Origin of the sequence: Acidovorax benzenivorans, from assembly GCF_028680575.1 — a bacterium.
GTDB lineage: Bacteria > Pseudomonadota > Gammaproteobacteria > Burkholderiales > Burkholderiaceae_C > Acidovorax > Acidovorax benzenivorans.
The window spans coordinates 532,452-549,024 of record NZ_JAPCKI010000001.1; the positions used below are offsets into that span (position 1 = coordinate 532,452).

General features: G+C 58.4%; 14 protein-coding genes. 9 read left to right on the forward strand and 5 right to left on the reverse strand.

The features are described 5' to 3' along the window. The first annotated feature begins 163 nt into the window (after positions 1-163). The 7 genes from OIN59_RS02485 to OIN59_RS02515 all read left to right on the forward strand — a co-directional run bounded on the left by OIN59_RS02485 (position 164) and on the right by OIN59_RS02515 (position 10,034). Positions 164-2,761 (forward strand): CHASE2 domain-containing serine/threonine-protein kinase, encoded by a 2,598-nt coding sequence (locus OIN59_RS02485; RefSeq protein WP_274106809.1) that lies wholly within the window; start codon positions 164-166, stop codon positions 2,759-2,761. After that, positions 2,758-3,567, forward strand: coding sequence for a Stp1/IreP family PP2C-type Ser/Thr phosphatase (locus OIN59_RS02490; RefSeq protein ID WP_274106811.1), 810 nt, complete (start codon positions 2,758-2,760; stop codon positions 3,565-3,567). The genes OIN59_RS02485 and OIN59_RS02490 overlap by 4 nt, the downstream gene beginning before the upstream one ends. Before the next feature lie 41 nt (positions 3,568-3,608). After that, the gene (locus OIN59_RS02495) at positions 3,609-4,259 is read left to right on the forward strand and encodes an FHA domain-containing protein (RefSeq protein ID WP_274106812.1); all 651 of its coding nucleotides are present in this window, start codon (positions 3,609-3,611) and stop codon (positions 4,257-4,259) included. A gap of 73 nt (positions 4,260-4,332) precedes the next feature. After that, the gene (locus OIN59_RS02500) at positions 4,333-6,597 is read left to right on the forward strand and encodes a CHASE2 domain-containing protein (protein WP_274106815.1); all 2,265 of its coding nucleotides are present in this window, start codon (positions 4,333-4,335) and stop codon (positions 6,595-6,597) included. Between the two features lie 10 nt (positions 6,598-6,607). Beyond that, positions 6,608-7,396, forward strand: coding sequence for an MBL fold metallo-hydrolase (locus OIN59_RS02505; RefSeq protein ID WP_274106817.1), 789 nt, complete (start codon positions 6,608-6,610; stop codon positions 7,394-7,396). A 318-nt stretch (positions 7,397-7,714) separates the two neighbouring features. Beyond that, positions 7,715-8,209, forward strand: a complete 495-nt coding sequence (locus tag OIN59_RS02510) for a pilin (RefSeq protein WP_274106819.1) — start codon at positions 7,715-7,717, stop codon at positions 8,207-8,209. A gap of 88 nt (positions 8,210-8,297) precedes the next feature. Next, positions 8,298-10,034, forward strand: a complete 1,737-nt coding sequence (locus tag OIN59_RS02515) for a PglL family O-oligosaccharyltransferase (RefSeq protein WP_274106821.1) — start codon at positions 8,298-8,300, stop codon at positions 10,032-10,034. A gap of 13 nt (positions 10,035-10,047) precedes the next feature. Here the strand turns inward: OIN59_RS02515 and OIN59_RS02520 are convergent, their stop codons facing one another. The 3 genes from OIN59_RS02520 to moaC all read right to left on the reverse strand — a co-directional run bounded on the left by OIN59_RS02520 (position 10,048) and on the right by moaC (position 13,328). Further along, on the reverse strand, positions 10,048-12,336 hold the full coding sequence (locus OIN59_RS02520; protein WP_274106823.1) for a tetratricopeptide repeat protein: 2,289 nt from the start codon (positions 12,334-12,336) through the stop codon (positions 10,048-10,050). Next, positions 12,333-12,665: a hypothetical protein gene (locus OIN59_RS02525; protein WP_274106825.1), complete on the reverse strand. Its 333-nt coding sequence runs from the start codon at positions 12,663-12,665 to the stop codon at positions 12,333-12,335. Before OIN59_RS02525 ends, OIN59_RS02520 begins: the two co-directional genes overlap by 4 nt. Positions 12,666-12,839: 174 nt before the next feature. After that, positions 12,840-13,328: a cyclic pyranopterin monophosphate synthase MoaC gene (moaC, locus tag OIN59_RS02530; RefSeq protein WP_274106828.1), complete on the reverse strand. Its 489-nt coding sequence runs from the start codon at positions 13,326-13,328 to the stop codon at positions 12,840-12,842. Between the two features lie 66 nt (positions 13,329-13,394). Here moaC and tfpZ point away from each other — a divergent pair, with 66 nt between their 5' ends. Then, the gene (tfpZ, locus tag OIN59_RS02535) at positions 13,395-14,153 is read left to right on the forward strand and encodes a TfpX/TfpZ family type IV pilin accessory protein (RefSeq protein ID WP_274106830.1); all 759 of its coding nucleotides are present in this window, start codon (positions 13,395-13,397) and stop codon (positions 14,151-14,153) included. A 67-nt stretch (positions 14,154-14,220) separates the two neighbouring features. Further along, positions 14,221-15,696: a M48 family metalloprotease gene (locus OIN59_RS02540; protein WP_274106832.1), complete on the forward strand. Its 1,476-nt coding sequence runs from the start codon at positions 14,221-14,223 to the stop codon at positions 15,694-15,696. Here OIN59_RS02540 and OIN59_RS02545 read toward each other — a convergent pair. Continuing rightward, complete coding sequence (locus OIN59_RS02545; protein WP_274106834.1) at positions 15,664-16,017, reverse strand: phage holin family protein; 354 nt, start codon at positions 16,015-16,017, stop codon at positions 15,664-15,666. The two genes, OIN59_RS02540 and OIN59_RS02545, sit on opposite strands and share 33 nt — an antisense overlap. A gap of 72 nt (positions 16,018-16,089) precedes the next feature. Then, positions 16,090-16,542 (reverse strand): hypothetical protein, encoded by a 453-nt coding sequence (locus tag OIN59_RS02550; protein WP_274106835.1) that lies wholly within the window; start codon positions 16,540-16,542, stop codon positions 16,090-16,092. Positions 16,543-16,573: the final 31 nt, after the last annotated feature.

Consider the following 16,573-nt stretch of genomic DNA (forward strand, 5'->3'; position numbering starts at 1 on the left):
GTTGCCAATCGCCATCGTTTAGCGGTCCCGACGTCCTTGGTCAGCATGGGCGCAGTTATTGCTTGAAACCCTCCAATACTGAGTGGAACAACAGCAAGTGGGACGAAAAACCTCGGCACGGCGGATGGATGGGTGGCGTACCGATGGCTTTTGGGGCGGATTGGTGGCTCTGGCCATAGTGGGCCTGTGCGCGATCACGGGCGCATCGCTGTCGCTCGAACACAAGCTCTACGACGCTGCTGTTCGCACTTCGTCCCCTGCCCCGTTGGGCGACGTAGTCATCGTGGGCATCGACGACGCGAGCGTTGCCACCGTTGGGCCCTGGCCCTGGCCGCGTGATATCCACGCACGCCTGATTGACCGCCTGTCAGCGGCTGGCGCCCAAACCATCATTTACACCCCCGCATTCACGCAACCGCAGAGCGACAGGGGCTTGACCTATCTCCGAAAAGTCCGCGAAACCCTTGCAGCAGCGGGTGATGGAACCGCATTGGCAGCTGAGCTGGGCCGTGTGGTGGGAGAGGCCGAGGCTGTACTCGACGGCGATGCGCGCCTGGCTGCTGCCATCCAGCGGGCGGGCAACGTATTCCTGGCTTCGCGCTATGAAGCCACGGGGACTCCGGCGCCTTTGCCGTCATACGTGCGCCGCAGCACGGTACCCGACCCAGGTGCTGGCGCGACTGTGATGCAGTCGGCCCAGCACCCCATCGCGTCGCTGGGCTCCGTGGCGGCCGGGGTGGGCCACGTGTACGCCGAGCCGGACCAAGATGGCCGCGTGCGCCAGGTGCCCCTGCTTCTTCGGTACGACAGCGTTGGAGTGCCGTCCCTGGCATTGCTGGCGGCGCAACACAGCTTGCATCTGGGGTTGGGTGATGTTCGTGTCGTGGATGCCTCTGGGGGGCTGCGGCTGGGAGGGCTGAATATTCCCACCAATGCAGCTGCTGCGCTGCGTCCCCGCTGGCAGATGGCTGGCGATGGTTTGGGCTCCTTCCCTGTCTTGTCGGCCGCCAGCGTGCTCGATGAAACCACCCTTGCCACCAGCCTCCAGGGCAAGACCGTGCTGGTGGGTGAAATGGCGGATGCGCTGGGGGCCTCCGCAGCGCAGTCGGGGGAGCGCCCCGCCTACCCCGTGGAGATGTTGGCGCAAACCTTGTCATCCATTCGCCTCGGGCTGGGTGTGGTGGAGCCAAGCTGGGCCACGCCGGTGGCTTGGTTGGTGTTGGTGCTGGTATTTCTGTATGTGGTGCTGTTGGCGCCGCGCATGGCGCGCCCGGTTGGGGTAGGTGCAGGTGCCGTGCTCGCGTTTACCGTGGTCACCGCCGAATGGACCCTTCTGCGCTATGGAGGCTTGTGGGTCCCGTTGATGCTGCCCGTGCTGGGTGTGTTGGCGGGCACGGCTGTGGTGGCACTCTCGCATCGCGGACGGCAGGGCGAAGTCTCCGGGCGTTCCGCCGAAGCCGCTGAGGCTGACCGCATGATGGGCTTGGCCCTGCATGGCCAGGGCCAACTGGACATGGCCTTTGAGCGCCTGCGCAAGGTGCCCGCCAGCGATGCGTTGCTGGACAACCTTTACCACCTGGCGGAGGACTTTGAGCGCAAGCGCCTCTTCGCCAAGGCCCAGGCGGTGTACGAACATATCCTGCGCCACAACCGCCAGTACAAGGACGTGCGCAGCCGCTACAAGCGTGCCCGTGCTCAGGCCCAAAGCGGCGGCGCGCCAACCTCGCTGGGCGTGGCGGATTCTGTGCCGCAGGCCAGCCCTGGTGCGCCCCTGCTGCCAGGCGACGCTACCGTCGGCGTGCCCATGCTGGGGCGCTACCAGATCGACCGCGAGATTGGTAAAGGTGCCATGGGAGTGGTCTATCTGGGGCGGGATCCCAAGATTGGCCGCGTGGTGGCCATCAAGACGCTGGCCCTGGGGCAGGAGTTTGAAGGTGATGCGCTGATTGATGCGCGTGCCCGGTTCTTCCGCGAGGCAGAAACCGCTGGCCGATTGCAGCATCCGAACATCGTGACCATCTTTGATGCGGGCGAGGAGCATGATCTTGCCTACATCGCCATGGAGTTCCTCAAAGGCCAGGATCTGACCCATGCCTGCGGCCAGGACCGGTTGCTGCCGGTGCCCACCGTGCTGTCGATTGCGGCCCGGGTGGCGGACGCGCTGGACTACGCCCACGCCCACAACGTGGTGCACCGCGACATCAAGCCCGCCAACATCATGTTTGACAGTGCGACAGACGCAGTCAAGGTGACGGACTTTGGCATCGCGCGCATCACGGATTCAAGCAAGACCCGCACGGGGCTGGTTCTGGGTACGCCCAGCTTCATGTCACCCGAGCAACTGGCTGGAAAGAAGGTTGATGGGCGCTCGGACCTCTATTCGCTGGGCATTACCCTGTTCCAGTTGCTAACGGGTGCGCTTCCTTTGCGGGGCGCGTCCATGACTGAGCTGATGCACAAGATTGCCAACGTGGAGGCGCCCGACGTGCGCCAGCTGCGCCCTGAACTCCCGGCCGCTGTGGCCAGGGTGGCGGCGCTGGCGTTGCAAAAGCGCCCGGAAGCGCGCTACCAGACTGGGCGGCAGTTCGCGGCGGATCTGCGGCAGGCCATGGTGGGCGAGGTGAGATTCAGCCCTGAACCAGTCGTCTATGATGCGGACCGCGATGCAACAGGGCAAGAAATGGCGGATTTTCAGGAAACCGTGATGGAGCCCCCCGCCGTGCGGGGTGCGGCAGCCCCGCCGATTTTGGGCGCCCCATGACGCACGCCTCCACATCCATGACCTACGAATTCACTGCGCGGACCGACAAGGGCCGCGTGCGCTCCAACAACGAAGACGCGGTAGCCGTTGACCGCGATGCGCAGGTCGCGATATTGGCCGATGGCATGGGCGGCTACAACGCGGGTGAGGTGGCTAGTGGCATGGCCACCACCTTCATCCGTACTGAAATGGCGCGCTGGCTGGCCCAGGCGGGCGCGAGTCCACAGTCCACCGACGTGCGTCGAGCGCTGGAGATCTGTGTGGAGAACGCCAACCACGCCATCCTGGGGGCGTCCCTTTCCAATCCGCAGTACGCGGGCATGGGGACCACGCTGGTGGTTGCAGTGTTTCATGGTAGCCGCCTGATCCTGGGGCACATTGGCGATTCGCGTTGCTACCGACTGCGCGATGGTGCTTTGCAGCAAATCACGCGTGACCATTCCTGGCTGCAGGAGCAGGTGGATGCCGGCCTGCTGACACCGCAGCAGGCAGCGCTGTCGTCCAACCGCAATCTGGTGACGCGGGCCTTGGGTGTCGAGCCCAATGTGCTGATGGAGGTGAACGAGTTCCAGGTGGCGCCCCACGATCTGTTTCTGCTGTGTTCCGATGGGCTCACCGACATGGTGTCCGACTCGGACTTGGCAGAGATGGTGCGGGCGCCCATGCCATTGGAGGAAAAAGCGACACTGCTCATTGACACCGCCAACGCCAACGGCGGCCGTGATAACGTGAGCGTGCTGCTGGTGCAGGCTGCTGCAGGAGGCAAGAAGCGTGGCCTCATGTCCCGATTGCTAGGGGCCTCTTGAACGGCCCGAAATACAACAATTCATCACATCAGGAGTGGATCATGCCGAGAATGATCGTTTCAATCGACGGCGTCGTCATCAAGGAAGTGCAGCTGACCAAGGAGCGGACCACGCTGGGTCGGCGGCCATACAACGACATCGTGATCGACAACCTCGCGGTGAGCGGTGAGCATGCCGTGCTCCACATGGTGGGGCAGGATGTGGAGATTGAGGACCTGGGCAGCACCAACGGTACCTATGTGAACGCCAAAGCCGTCAAGCGCCAGGAATTGCGCAATGGTGATACGGTGGAGGTGGGCAAGTACAAGATCCGCTTCCTGCAAGATGCCGAGGGCCAGAACTTCGAGAAGACCATGATCTTCAAGCCCGGCATGGTGCCGCCCGCCGTGGCTGCGTCCAGGCCCGCTCCTGCGGCCCCTGCGCCTGCACCAATTTCGGCGGTGATCCGGGTCATGTCGGGTGCTGCTGCGGGGCGTGAAGTGTCGCTGCAAAAGGTCGTGACCACCATTGGCAAGCCGGGGGTCGCTGTGGCCTCCATCACCAAGCGGCACCAAGGTTTTGTGTTGGCCCATGTCGAGGGGCCCGACATGCCGCTGCTCAACGGCGCTGCCATTGGTGCATCGCCAGTTCCGCTCAAGCACGGTGATCGCCTGGAGCTGGCCGGCACCGAGATGCAGTTCGAGCAAAACTGACATCCCGCACAGGGCCCGCGTCATCATTGCGTGCCCTTGCTGACCTGAGCCCTTCTTTCCAGCGCGCGGACCTATGCTGCAGTCCCTGTCGCATCTGTTCCGTCGGCGCTGGCAGCGCATTGCGGTCACGCTGATACCACTGGTTTTTGCGCTGCTGCACGTGGCCGATGTACTCCACCTGCAGGTGTTGGAGCGACTGGACAACATCATCTACGACACCCGCTTGCGGGTGACCATGCCACGAACGCTGGACGAGCGGATCGTTATCGTCGATATCGACGAGAAGAGCCTGGGGCGAGTGGGCCAATGGCCTTGGCGCAGGGACAAGATGGCCGCGCTGGTGCATGAACTGTTTGAGCGCCAGCAAGTGTCGGTGGTGGGTTTTGACGTGCTGTTTGCCGAGGCCGATGAAAGTTCGGGCCTCTCCACGCTGCAACAGCTCGCCCAGGGCCCTCTGCGCAGCCAACCCGCCTTCAAGGAGCAACTGGAACGCCTGGCGCCATCGTTGGACTATGACGCCCTTTTTGCGCAGTCTCTGCATGGGCAGCCGGTGGTGTTGGGTTACTACCTTTCGGGCGAAGACCGCGACGGCATCACCAAAGGCATGCTGCCAGACCCCGCCCTGCCGGTAGGGCGCTTGCGGGGCTTGCCCCTGGGGGCAACTACGTGGCGTGGGTACAGCAGCAATATCGAGGTCCTCACCCGCGCGGCACCGGCTGCAGGGTTCTTCAATTCGATCACGGACGAGGATGGGGTCGTTCGCTCCCTACCCTTGTTGGCCGAGTACCAGGGGCAGTATTACGAATCGCTGGCGTTGGCCATGTTCCGTACCGCGATCGGTCTGCCAGAGATTCATCCGGGTTTTGTGAATCCCACACCCTCCGGGACGCACGATTTACTCCAAAGCATTGTGTTGCGCCAGGATGGTCGCGCGCTGGCGCTCCCCGTGGACCAACAGCTGGCCACTCTCATCCCCTACCGGGGGAGGGGCGACGCCAAAGGGGGCTCTTTCCGGTACATCTCGGCATCGGACGTTCTGGACGGCGCATTGCCGCCTGGCCAACTCAAGGACCGACTGGTGCTGGTCGGTTCCACGGCGCCCGGTTTGCTGGATTTGCGGGTGACCCCGGTGGGCAGAACGTACCCAGGCGTGGAGACACACGCCAATGTATTGTCGGCATTCCTGGACGGCAAGAATATTGTCCGGCCCGACTACGCCGCAGGGTTCGATGTGCTACAGCTGCTGTGTGCGGGCTTGCTGTTGGCGGTGGCGTTGCCGCTCTTGTCTGCATCGTCTGCGGTCTTGCTCAGTGGTGGCGTGGTGTGTGCGCTGGTGGGGCTTAACCTGTGGATGTACATCGCTCAGGGGCTGGCGTTGCCGCTGGCGACGGCAGTCGTGATGGCTATGCTGGCCTTTGCGCTCAACATGGCGTACGGGTACTTCGTCGAAAGCCGCTCCAAGCGCGAGCTGGCCGCACTGTTCAGCGCCTATGTGCCACCAGAGCTAGTGGCCGAGATGGTCAAGCAACCTGAGCACTACAGCATGCAGGCCACCAACCGGGAGCTGACGGTGATGTTCTGCGACATGCGCGGTTTCACCGCCATGTCCGAACGGATGGAGCCGTTGCAATTGCAAGGGTTGCTGAATGAAGTGTTCAGCAAGCTCACCCACATCATCCGCAGCCACCGGGGCACGATTGACAAATACATGGGCGACTGCGTCATGGCTTTTTGGGGGGCTCCCGTGGCCACGCCAGACCACGCGCAACTGGCGGTGACTGCGGCCCTGGAAATGTCGCAGGCCATTGGGCAAATCAACGCCAACCATCGCCAGCGCGGTCTGCCCGAGATTGGGGTGGGCATTGGACTCAATACCGGTGTCATGTGTGTGGGCGACATGGGCTCGGACATCCGTCGCAGCTACACGGTCATCGGCGATGCGGTCAACCTCGGCTCCCGCCTGGAGGGGCTATCCAAGCACTACGGCACTTCGATCGTGGTGAGTGAATCCGCCATGCAGCTCGCTCCTCTGTTTGTGTGGCAGGCCATGGACCGCGTCCGCGTCAAGGGCAAGGCACAGGCCGTGCCGATTTACCAGCCGCTCGCACCTCAAGGCGAGCTATCCACCGAACTCGCCGAAGAACTGGCGGCGTGGGAGGGTTTTCTGCGTGCTTATGTCGCGCAGGAATGGGCACAATGCGACCAGTTGATGGGGCAGTTGAAAGTGTGCAGACCTCACTGCGTCCTGTACGAGTTGTATGCGGCGCGGGTCGAAGCCCTGCGCGGGTTGCCTTTTAACCCGGACTGGGACAGCGCCACCAATTTCGACACCAAGTAAAAGGCTTCACATGAAGGTTCGCGTGCTGGGGTGTTCCGGCGCCATTGCCAAGGACTGTCGCACGACATCGTTCCTGATCGGTGACAGCATCTTGCTCGATGCGGGCACTGGCGTGGGCGACCTCACGCTGGAAGAAATGGGCAAGATTGACCATGTGTTGTTGACCCACTCCCATCTGGACCATATCGCCGCTCTGCCCCTGATGCTCGACGCGGTGTCGTCTCAGCGCCGCCACCCCGTGCAGGTGCACGCCCTGGCCGCCACCATCACGGCGCTGCAGACGCATGTGTTCAACAACGTCATCTGGCCAGATTTCAGCGCCATACCGTCCGCTGCATCCCCATTTTTGCAATATCAGACCTTTGTGTCCGGTGATGTGCTGAGCATTGCAGGTACCCGGATTGAGGTGCTCCCCGCCCGCCACACCGTACCTGCCGTAGGTTTTGCTGTGCAAGGCGATACCGGCTGGTGGGTGTTCAGCGGCGATACCGAACGCAACCCTTTGTTCTGGAACCGTGTCAACGCATTGCCGGTAGCTTGCCTGGTGATCGAGACAGCTTTCAGCAACCGCGAACGAGACCTGGCTCGCCGCAGCCTGCACCTCTCGCCCGAGACTTTGGCGCAGGAACTGGCGCACATTTCAGGCGCTGATCGCTATCCCATCTACATCACGCACACCAAGCCGTCGGAAACCTCGCTCATCATGGACGAAATTCGACAGCTGGACTGCACTGCCTCCACCCACCACAGCCCGCATGACGTTCGCTGGCTGAGTGCGGGGCAGACGATGGAAGTGTGAAGGGGCTCACAGTTGTGACAATACTGGGCGACAAAAATGTAATGTGTGACGGCGAGCGTCGTCCATTTTCGGAGCGGGCAAGTGTGTCTGCGGCTGATAGTGAGAGCTGGTTTGTCAACAATGCTCAATGTGAGTTTTTTTGAGTTGAAGCGATGAATCTGCACTTGACTTTTGGTGGTGCAGTTGGGGCGCTAGTGGGTTCTCTTGCTTGCTCGCGGGTCTCCGCGGCATCCCGGCGCGGCCAAACCCGACTCTACAAAGTAGGCACGGCGATTGCATAGCAAATAGTGCATTTGCAACTTTTCCTAGGAGTTTTTCATGAAGCGTACTTTGCAAAAGGGTTTTACCCTGATCGAGTTGATGATCGTTGTGGCGATCATCGGTATTTTGGCCGCCGTAGCGCTGCCTGCGTACCAGGACTACACCATCCGTGCCAAGGTGTCTGAAGTGATCTTGGCGGGATCTGCTTGCCGGACCAGTATTACAGAAACGATTCAAACAATCTCGAGCACCGTGCTGCCTGCAGCTAATGCTTGGGGATGTGAACAAAATACAGCAGCAGATGCCAATAGCGTGCCAACGAAATATGTTTTCTCGATTGTCACAAGCAATGCAGGTCAAGTCACAATTAAGACCACCAGTGAAGCCAGCCTCAAAGATGCGAAGGACTCTACTGTTGTGATGACTCCCTACTTGAAGACGGGCGTTATTACGAATGCTGATGTCAACAAGGTTGTATATGAATGGAAGTGCGGCCCTGGTGGTGCAACACCGATGCAGGCAAAGTATCTGCCAGGTTCCTGCCGCGGCTAAATTACTGGTATCTGCAGACTAGTTCGCAGATATTTTCAGCCAACGGTGCGCCCAAGGGCGCACTTTTTTTTGAGCCATTTATTCAGTGATGAGTGCCTTTCTAGAAAAGAGAATGCTGGTATGGATGGGAGGTATATTGTGCCTCTGTTATTTGCTTCCAAACCATTACTCCCCTTGGTTGAGTTTTCACCAAGAGTTGGGCGCGGCTTTGGCATTTGTACCTCTTTTCGTCTGGGCATGTACAAAAACTGCTTGTGCCCCTGCTATTGCCTATGGGGTCGGAGTACTGGCGGCAGTCCCCCTATTGCAATTCGCGACGGGCCGACTTTTATTTGCTACGGATGCATGGATGACTAGCCTTTATCTCCTAGGGCTTTCATTGTCAATCTATGCAGGAGCACTTTGCGCAAATGGCTCTACTAAAACAGGTGGTGGAAGAATTAGTATCCCGATTGCACCGTTCTGGGGGGGGATACTGGTGGCTGCGATATGCTCCGCAGGACTGGCGCTGCATCAGTGGTTAATTCCAAGCTATCAGGGGATCTATATTGCGGAAATTCCACCAAAATCCCGCCCCTTCGGAAACCTCGCTCAGCCTAATCAACTAGCGACCTTGGTGCTCCTTGGTGCTGTTGGTTTGTTATATTTTTGGGAAACGCATCGAGTGCGTACTTTGATCGCGGGATTGTCTGCTGCCTTATTATTTGGTGCATTAGCAATGACTGGGTCTAGGTCGGTTCTGCTGGCTTTTGCTTGGTTAATACCGGCATTTTTGTTTATGCGCAAACGGTGCGCCTTGCGGGCGACGCCGATGGTAATCGGCATAGCCGTGGGGTTTTATTTTTTGATGATGTGGCTCGGGCCTTTGCTGGGTGATTTGCTACTGCTAAAGGCTCAAACAAATTCCACATTGGAGCGCATGACATCCCCCGGTATTCGTAGTGTGATTTGGCTATCCATGCTCGATGCGATATGGCGTGAGCCTTGGTTTGGATATGGCTGGGGCCAAATTAGTAGCGCGCAACTGTCTGTTGTACTGGACTACCCCCCAACTTATCTAGTTATTGAAAGCGCACACAATTTATTTCTGGATCTTGCCTTGTGGAATGGACTGCCAGTAGCACTTGCCTTAACAGCGGGCTTGACAGTTTGGTTCTTGAGGCAGATCCGACGCTGCAACACTGCGGCAGAGTGGGTAGCTCTTGTGGGGGTGGCAATAGTGTTCAACCATGCGATGGTTGAGTACCCACTAAACTACGCGTATTTTCTATTGCCTGTTGGCTTTCTCATTGGTTGGCTTTCTCCTACAACAACGCTTCGGCCCACTCTTCAGCACAAGGCGATTGGCGCCACACTGACCCGCGGTGCGGCTGTGGTAGCAAGCACCATCCTTGCCATACTAACCATAACTGTAGTCGTGGAATATCTTCCACTTGAGGCAGATTGGGCTCTGATGCGCTTTCAAGAAGCAAGGATTGGAAACCCGGAACCAACAGAACCACCGTCTGCCGTGATTCTGACAAGTCTCCGGCGATTCTTGAAATTCTCTCGCAATGAGGCAAAAGTGGGCTTGTCAACTGATGAGCTGGAGGAAATACGCCGTAATTCTGTTCGCTTTGCTTATGCCGCTCCGATGTTCAAGTACGCACTTGCCCTGGCTTTAAGTCACCAACCAGAAAATGCGTTGACAACGCTGAGGAAAATGTGTTCCATGCAAGCTGAGAGTGTGTGTCTGGCTGCAAGAACTCACTGGGAGGAGCTTGGGAGAGATAAATATCCAGAATTGGTAAATATTCCATTTCCTGAATACATCAAAAATCGCTGATTGCGGGGTTGTTTTATCCTCTCAGTGATGTTGTATTTTGAGCGAATACTTCAACAGCATGAGCGTTGCTGAATGCTCTAGCTTGGCGTGTACTAAGTGTATGCCTTACATCATCGCGAAGCGCACTGCTCGCGCACAACCTCTCCACCAGAGCTGCGTACTCGCTCGTCGAGGTGGCAATCCATTCATCAAGTCCCAGTTCTCGCAAGATACCACTTGCAAATCTACCTCTCATAAATTGCCCCTCCCACGCCACTATGGGAGTGCATCGCTCGACTGCTTGCATTGCAGTATTAAATCCGGAAAATCCGATGCTATCAAGATAAGCCTCGGCTCGATCAAGTAATGCGAAAAAATCTGTTTGAGGGAGCCAAGGGATAAACCGTACATGTGTATCAAAATCCATGTCTGCATCCGCAAATGCCTTGCGAAGGCGTGCCTCAAGCAAAGTAGGGAGAGATTCTGGTTTGGATCGAAAGAAAATTAGTTTGCAAGGTTGGCAACGTCTTGCAATATCAACCCACAATGCATCATTTTGTGGCGCGTATTTAAAAGATGTACCGGCACAAAGTAAAATTCGATCAATCTTGCTAAGGCCCCATCGCGAGAGATCGATTGGAGTTGGCGCAAGTGCGAATGGGTGATAGCAGCATCCAAGACCAGGTAATTCAACAAGTTTCTCGGTGTAATGTGCTTCAGCACCTCGTGGTTCTAGAGCCCTGGCACTGACAAACACATCCATGGTCGGCAAACCGGTGGTAATAGGATGCCCCCAACTGGCAAGTTGTACCGGCGCCAATCGCAAGGAGGCTAACCGCACAGTCGTTGAGTCCATGCCAATCTCTGGATACGCCAAGACATCGATACGAGCGTCTGAAATCACCTTGGCCCATGCCACCCAGTCCCCCTCGGCATAATAAAAACGAGTGGCTCTTCGCACTGCCCATTCCGTCTGAGCATCCCGTCCAGTTCCTGTATGAAAAATATAAATCTCAAACTGAGTGGGATCGAGATGCTCCACCCATCCTTGCACAATGGCACGCCAAACAGAATGCTCATGAATATGTGCAGACACAATACCAATTTTGCATTTTGAGCCGGTACTTCGAATAGGTGTCGGCACTCCCACTTTGCGTGCCCACGTCCCCATGAGAGACGTGCACAACTCACCATACTGTGACAATGCTGCACGATGATCTTGTGGAATGTAAGCAAGGTAATAGGGTTGCTGTGCACCAACAGCCTTGTAGGCATCCGTCGGACGATGGACCCTAAACCAGATTTTTAACTTGTCCAGCTCTTTCCCAAACGCCTCTACCGCATTATTTTGCTCCTCGTCAGACTGCGGCACAGCGGGTAACTGGGCCATGGCATGGCCCCATCTGGCCTGCACGTAGTTGCCATTGACCTGAAGGGCTGCTTGGTAGGCTTTTCGCGCCGTCGCCGCATCGCCAAGCCCCATTGATGCGTTGCCCAACCAATACTGCGCATCTGCCTGCTTAGGATTGGCAGCCAGCGTACTTTGAAGCCAATGGCTGGCCTCTCCCCACATCCTTTGATTCACACGCATCATTGCCAAATTGAATGCAGCCTCAGCCATATCCGGCTTCAGCCGCAAAGCGTGCTCCAGATGTAAGGCCGCCTCCTCATTGTGGCCCCGGTTTTTCAAGAGGCCACCCAAATTGACCAGCGCATCTACATAGTCAGGACGAGATGAAACTGCGTTGCGATAATGCCGTTCTGCCAGATCCAGATTACCGCGAACACGAAACAAGTTGCCGAGATGAAACTGAGCTTCCGCCAAAGAAGGATCGTGGGCCACCGCCGACTGCAATAGTTTCATGCCATCTTCCTCTTGCCTACTGGCAAGCGCTAGTTTGGCGAGATTCAAACTGGCCATCGCGTGACCAGGAACTACCTCAAGAGCCCGATGGAATGCAGCGGCCGATGCTTTGCTGCGGCCTGAGATCAGCAGCGCTTGACCGAGCGCGACATGTATCTCGGCGTTCGAAGGGTGCAACGATGCCGCTCGCTCCAAAACACGCAGACTATCCGCCCTGTGCCCCCGCTCCAGGGCGATAAGGCCTTGCACCAGAAGTCCATCGGCATGGTCTGGTTCGATGGCCAGTTGCGCCAATGTCGCTTGCTCGGCTTCAGCGACCTGCCCCGCCAAGTACAAGTCCCAAGACCCTATAGGCGTCAGCACAGGTGCGCGCTCGGAGGCGATACGCGCATCCGCTGCGGGCAATGAAGCAGCATTTTTGAGAGAACCCCATTTTTTTTTTAGCCACGCCAGCATCATTTTTTTGGATGCGTCTGCGTGGACGCAAGTGCTACGAGCCGAACAACGTCATACGTAAAAGACTTACTGAAGGTTTTAGGGTAACCAGCAGCCAGAAGGCCATCTTGCAGCTGGCTTCCCAACTTAGCCTTTTGATAAATGTTCAATTGATGGTTGTTGACAAGCTGCTGGGCATGGCTCCGGATCCTGTCATCAATACGGGTACGTGTCTTCTCTGCTTGCTTGGATTGCGTGTCCAATTGCTGCGGAGGAAGTCCTTTCACCAACTCTCGCACCACGAGAGCAGCAAAGGTATCTACGTGAGAGGTATTGAAAAAGCTACCAAACATTGAAAATCATCTCGTGCATAACAAAAAAATTTACGCAACCCGCAGCCTGAGAAATTTGACCATGAATGTCAATTCCTAATCTCAAGAAAAAGCATGTGCAGATAGCCGCCCTTCTCTGTGAGATCAAACCACTCCAAATTTTTGAGTCAAAATTTGCTTTACTACCGGTGACCCTCAAGGCGCGATAAAACTACCCGATTTGCCACCGTGTTTTTCTGCCACATGCACGCCGTGGATGGACATCCCCCGATCCACGGCCTTGCACATGTCGTAAATGGTAAGGAGTGCTATCTGCACAGCGGTGAGGGCCTCCATCTCGACGCCAGTGGGGCCCACCGCTTCTACGGTTGCGGTGCAACATATACCGATAGCGCCTGATTGGTGAGCACTGGCAGCTTCGAATTCAATAGCAACACGGGTCAAAGCAAGAGGGTGGCACAGCGGAATCAGGTCGCTGGTTTTTTTGGCCGCCTGGATACCCGCAATGCGTGCAATGCCCAGCACATCGCCTTTTTTTGCGGTTCCTGCTTCAATCAATGCCAGTGTTTCTGGCTGCATCTCAATGCGCCCGCTGGCAATGGCAATACGGTGGGTGGCGGATTTCGCGGCCACATCGACCATGTGGGCTTGGCCTTTGGTATCAAAGTGGGTGAGGGCGGACATGAGGTAAAAACGCGGTTAGAGACAATTGTTCATTGAATACTCATCAAACGAAGACATCATACGATCATGCAGAAGTGGAAAGGGCGCCTACGCGCCAGTGGCATTCATCTGGGCGTCAGCCTTTGTATTGCGGCTTTGGCTGCTGTCTTGGTGTTTGGAATTTGGTACCCGTACCCCTACCGAGAAATTTCGGGGGGACGGGCGCTCTTTGTGTTGGTGACAGGTGTGGACGTCATCATGGGGCCTCTCATCACTTTGATCATTTTCAATCGCACAAAACCTGGGCGTGAACTGGCCACCGACCTCACCATCGTGGGCTTGCTTCAGGTCGCCGCGCTGATCTACGGCTTGTGGACCGTGTTTATGGCAAGGCCCGTGCATCTGGTTTTTGAATACTCACGCATGAGCGTGGTCCATGCAATTGACATAGACGCCGAACTGTTGAGCAAGGCCCCTACTTCGTTGCAAAAGCTGCCGATCGCAGGTCCAACGACAATCGCATTGCGTCCCTTCAAAGACGCAGCAGAGCAGTTTGATTCCACCATGGCCGCTATAGGCGGCGTGCCGCTCTCGGCGCGGGCTGACCTTTGGCAGCCTTATACAGACAGCACCAGAGATATCTTGAAGGAAGCCAAACCGGTCAGCGAATTAATCGCTCGGTTTCCCCATGATTCGGTACTTATCGCTCGTGCAGTTCAGCAAACGGGCAGAACTGCAGTCGAATTGCGCACCCTGCCACTGGTTGGTCGCGATCAAGCGTGGACCGTCCTACTTGACGAAGCTACTGCCGAGCCTCTGGGATTCCTTCCCCTCGACTCGTTCTGATTTCTCATTTCCGATGCGTTACCGGCTTACAGCCTCAGTGGAAATGTCGTTGCATGCCCTATTTCTGATGGCATTGTTGATATCCACCTTGCCCCAGGCAACGGCTCAAACCTCCCTCCCCACCCTCGGCGACTCCAGCGACCTCACCACCAGCGCCGAACGCCGTTTGGGTGACCGCATCATCCGTGAGCTGTACCGCGACCCGGACTACGTCGATGACCCGGTTGTGGCCGACTATGTGCAAGGGATATGGCAACCACTCCTGGCAGCCGCCAAGACGAGGGGTGAACTGAGTGCCGAGCTGGACGAGCGCTTTGCCTGGGAGATCCTGCTGGGCCGTGACCGCACGGTGAATGCATTTGCTCTGCCCGGTGGGTATCTGGGGGTGCATCTGGGGCTGATCGGGGTGGTGGCCACACGCGATGAACTAGCCTCGGTACTGGCCCATGAGCTGAGCCATGTCACCCAGCGCCACATCTCGCGGCTGATCACGCAGCAAAGCAAGCAGACGCCGCTGCTGCTGGGAGCCATGGTGCTTGGTGCTCTGGCGGCCAGCAAGAACCCAGGCGCCACGCAGGCCTTGGTGGTGGGCGGCCAGGCCTTGGCCATGCAGAATCAGCTCAATTTCTCGCGGGACATGGAGCGCGAAGCGGATCGCATAGGCTACGGGTTGATGGCCACCGCGGGCTTTGCGCCTCAAGGCTTTGTGAGCATGTTTGAAAAGCTGCAGCAAGCCAACCGGCTCAATGACAACGGGTCGTGGCCTTACTTGCGCAGCCACCCGCTGACCACAGAGCGCATGGCAGACATGCAGTCGCGCATCTCGCCGGGCACAGCATCTGCGACTGGAGCCGCTACTCAGGCTTCCAGCGAGCATGCCATGGTGGCCGCACGGGCGCGTGTGCTGTCCAACCCGGGGGTGGATGCCTTGCGCCAGTGGATTGCCGAGCCACGAGGCTCGGGATTTCAGTCGCTGCCTCTGCCGCGCCGCGCTGCCGCCCTGTATGCGGCAGCGCTCGCTAGCAGCCAGTTGCGTGACGCGGCGGGTGCGCGCACGGGGGCTCGCCAACTGGATGATCTGGTGCGGCAGGACCCGGCGGCCCACCGATTGGTGCGCCTGTTGATGGCAGAGATTGAACTGGCAGCGGGTGACGTCGCCACCGCCCTGACGTTCATCCCGGATGGCAATGCGCGCAGACCTGAGCTGATGCTTCGCTCGCAAACCCTGTTGCGCGCCAACCGAGCCAGCGACGCCACGCAGGCGTTGCAGACCTGGGTGGCAACCCATCCCAAGGACGCCACCGGGTGGCAACTGCTGGCGTCTACCTGGCAGGCGCAGGGGCAGGCGTTGAGGGCGATACGTGCCGAGGCAGAGGCCCAGGCGGCGCGCTATGACTATGCCGCCGCCGTAGACCGGTTCAAGGCCGGCCAGGACATGGCACGCCGAGGCGGTGCGGCGGTGGACCACATTGAGGCCTCCATCATCGACACGCGCCTGCGTGCGATGGAATCACTTCTTCGTGAACAGGCCGCCGAGCGCTGATTCGATCACCAGCCCCAGCACCGAGTAGATCAGCGAGCCCAGCAGCGCGGCCCCAAAACCCGCTACATGGAAGCCGTCGAGCACGCTGGCTGCCGCCCAGAACATGAGTGCGTTGATGACGAAGAGGAACAGCCCCACCGTGACGATGGTGACGGGCAGGGTGAGCACGACCAGCACGGGCCGCAGCACCACATTGAACAAGCCGATCACGAAGGCCGCAATCAGCGCCGAGGTGAAGCTCTTTACCTCCACGCCGCTGTAGATATAGGCCACAAACAGCAACGAGGCAGCGCTGAGTAGCCATTTCAGAAGAAGTCGCATGACCGGAGAATAGCACTGGCCTGCGGGACGGTGATCACTGGATGTGGCTGGCCTGGCCAGGCAGCCACAGAATCATTCGAGCGCAAGCACCCACAGCACACCAAAGCCGGTCAGTACGCTGCCCAGCGTGCCCGACGCTGACGACCAGCGCCCGTCAACGCGCCCCACAGGCTCGGACTTGGGTCGGCGAGCATCCACCACGGGAGCGACCGTCGCCATGCTGTCGCCATCCGCCTGCAACTGGGCGGTCAGCTCGGCCAGTGGCCCTTTCGCCACCACGGTAGTCACAGCCCCCGAGGGCGCCTGCAGCGTCGGCACAATCTGGGCGAACAGCTTGTCCGCCCACTTGGTGCGCCAGTTCTCACGTGTGCTGTGGCTCACCCACTTGCTGACGCGGTGGGTCATGCGCGGTGCGCAGGCAACCAGCACCCAATGGGTGCGCGCGCTGGCTGGACGCCCACACAAGGGCGCCAACACCTGCTGCGCGTACGCTGCGTCGTCCACATACACGATGACTCTGTCCATACCCACCTCCAGGTGTGTGGCACGCCACAGG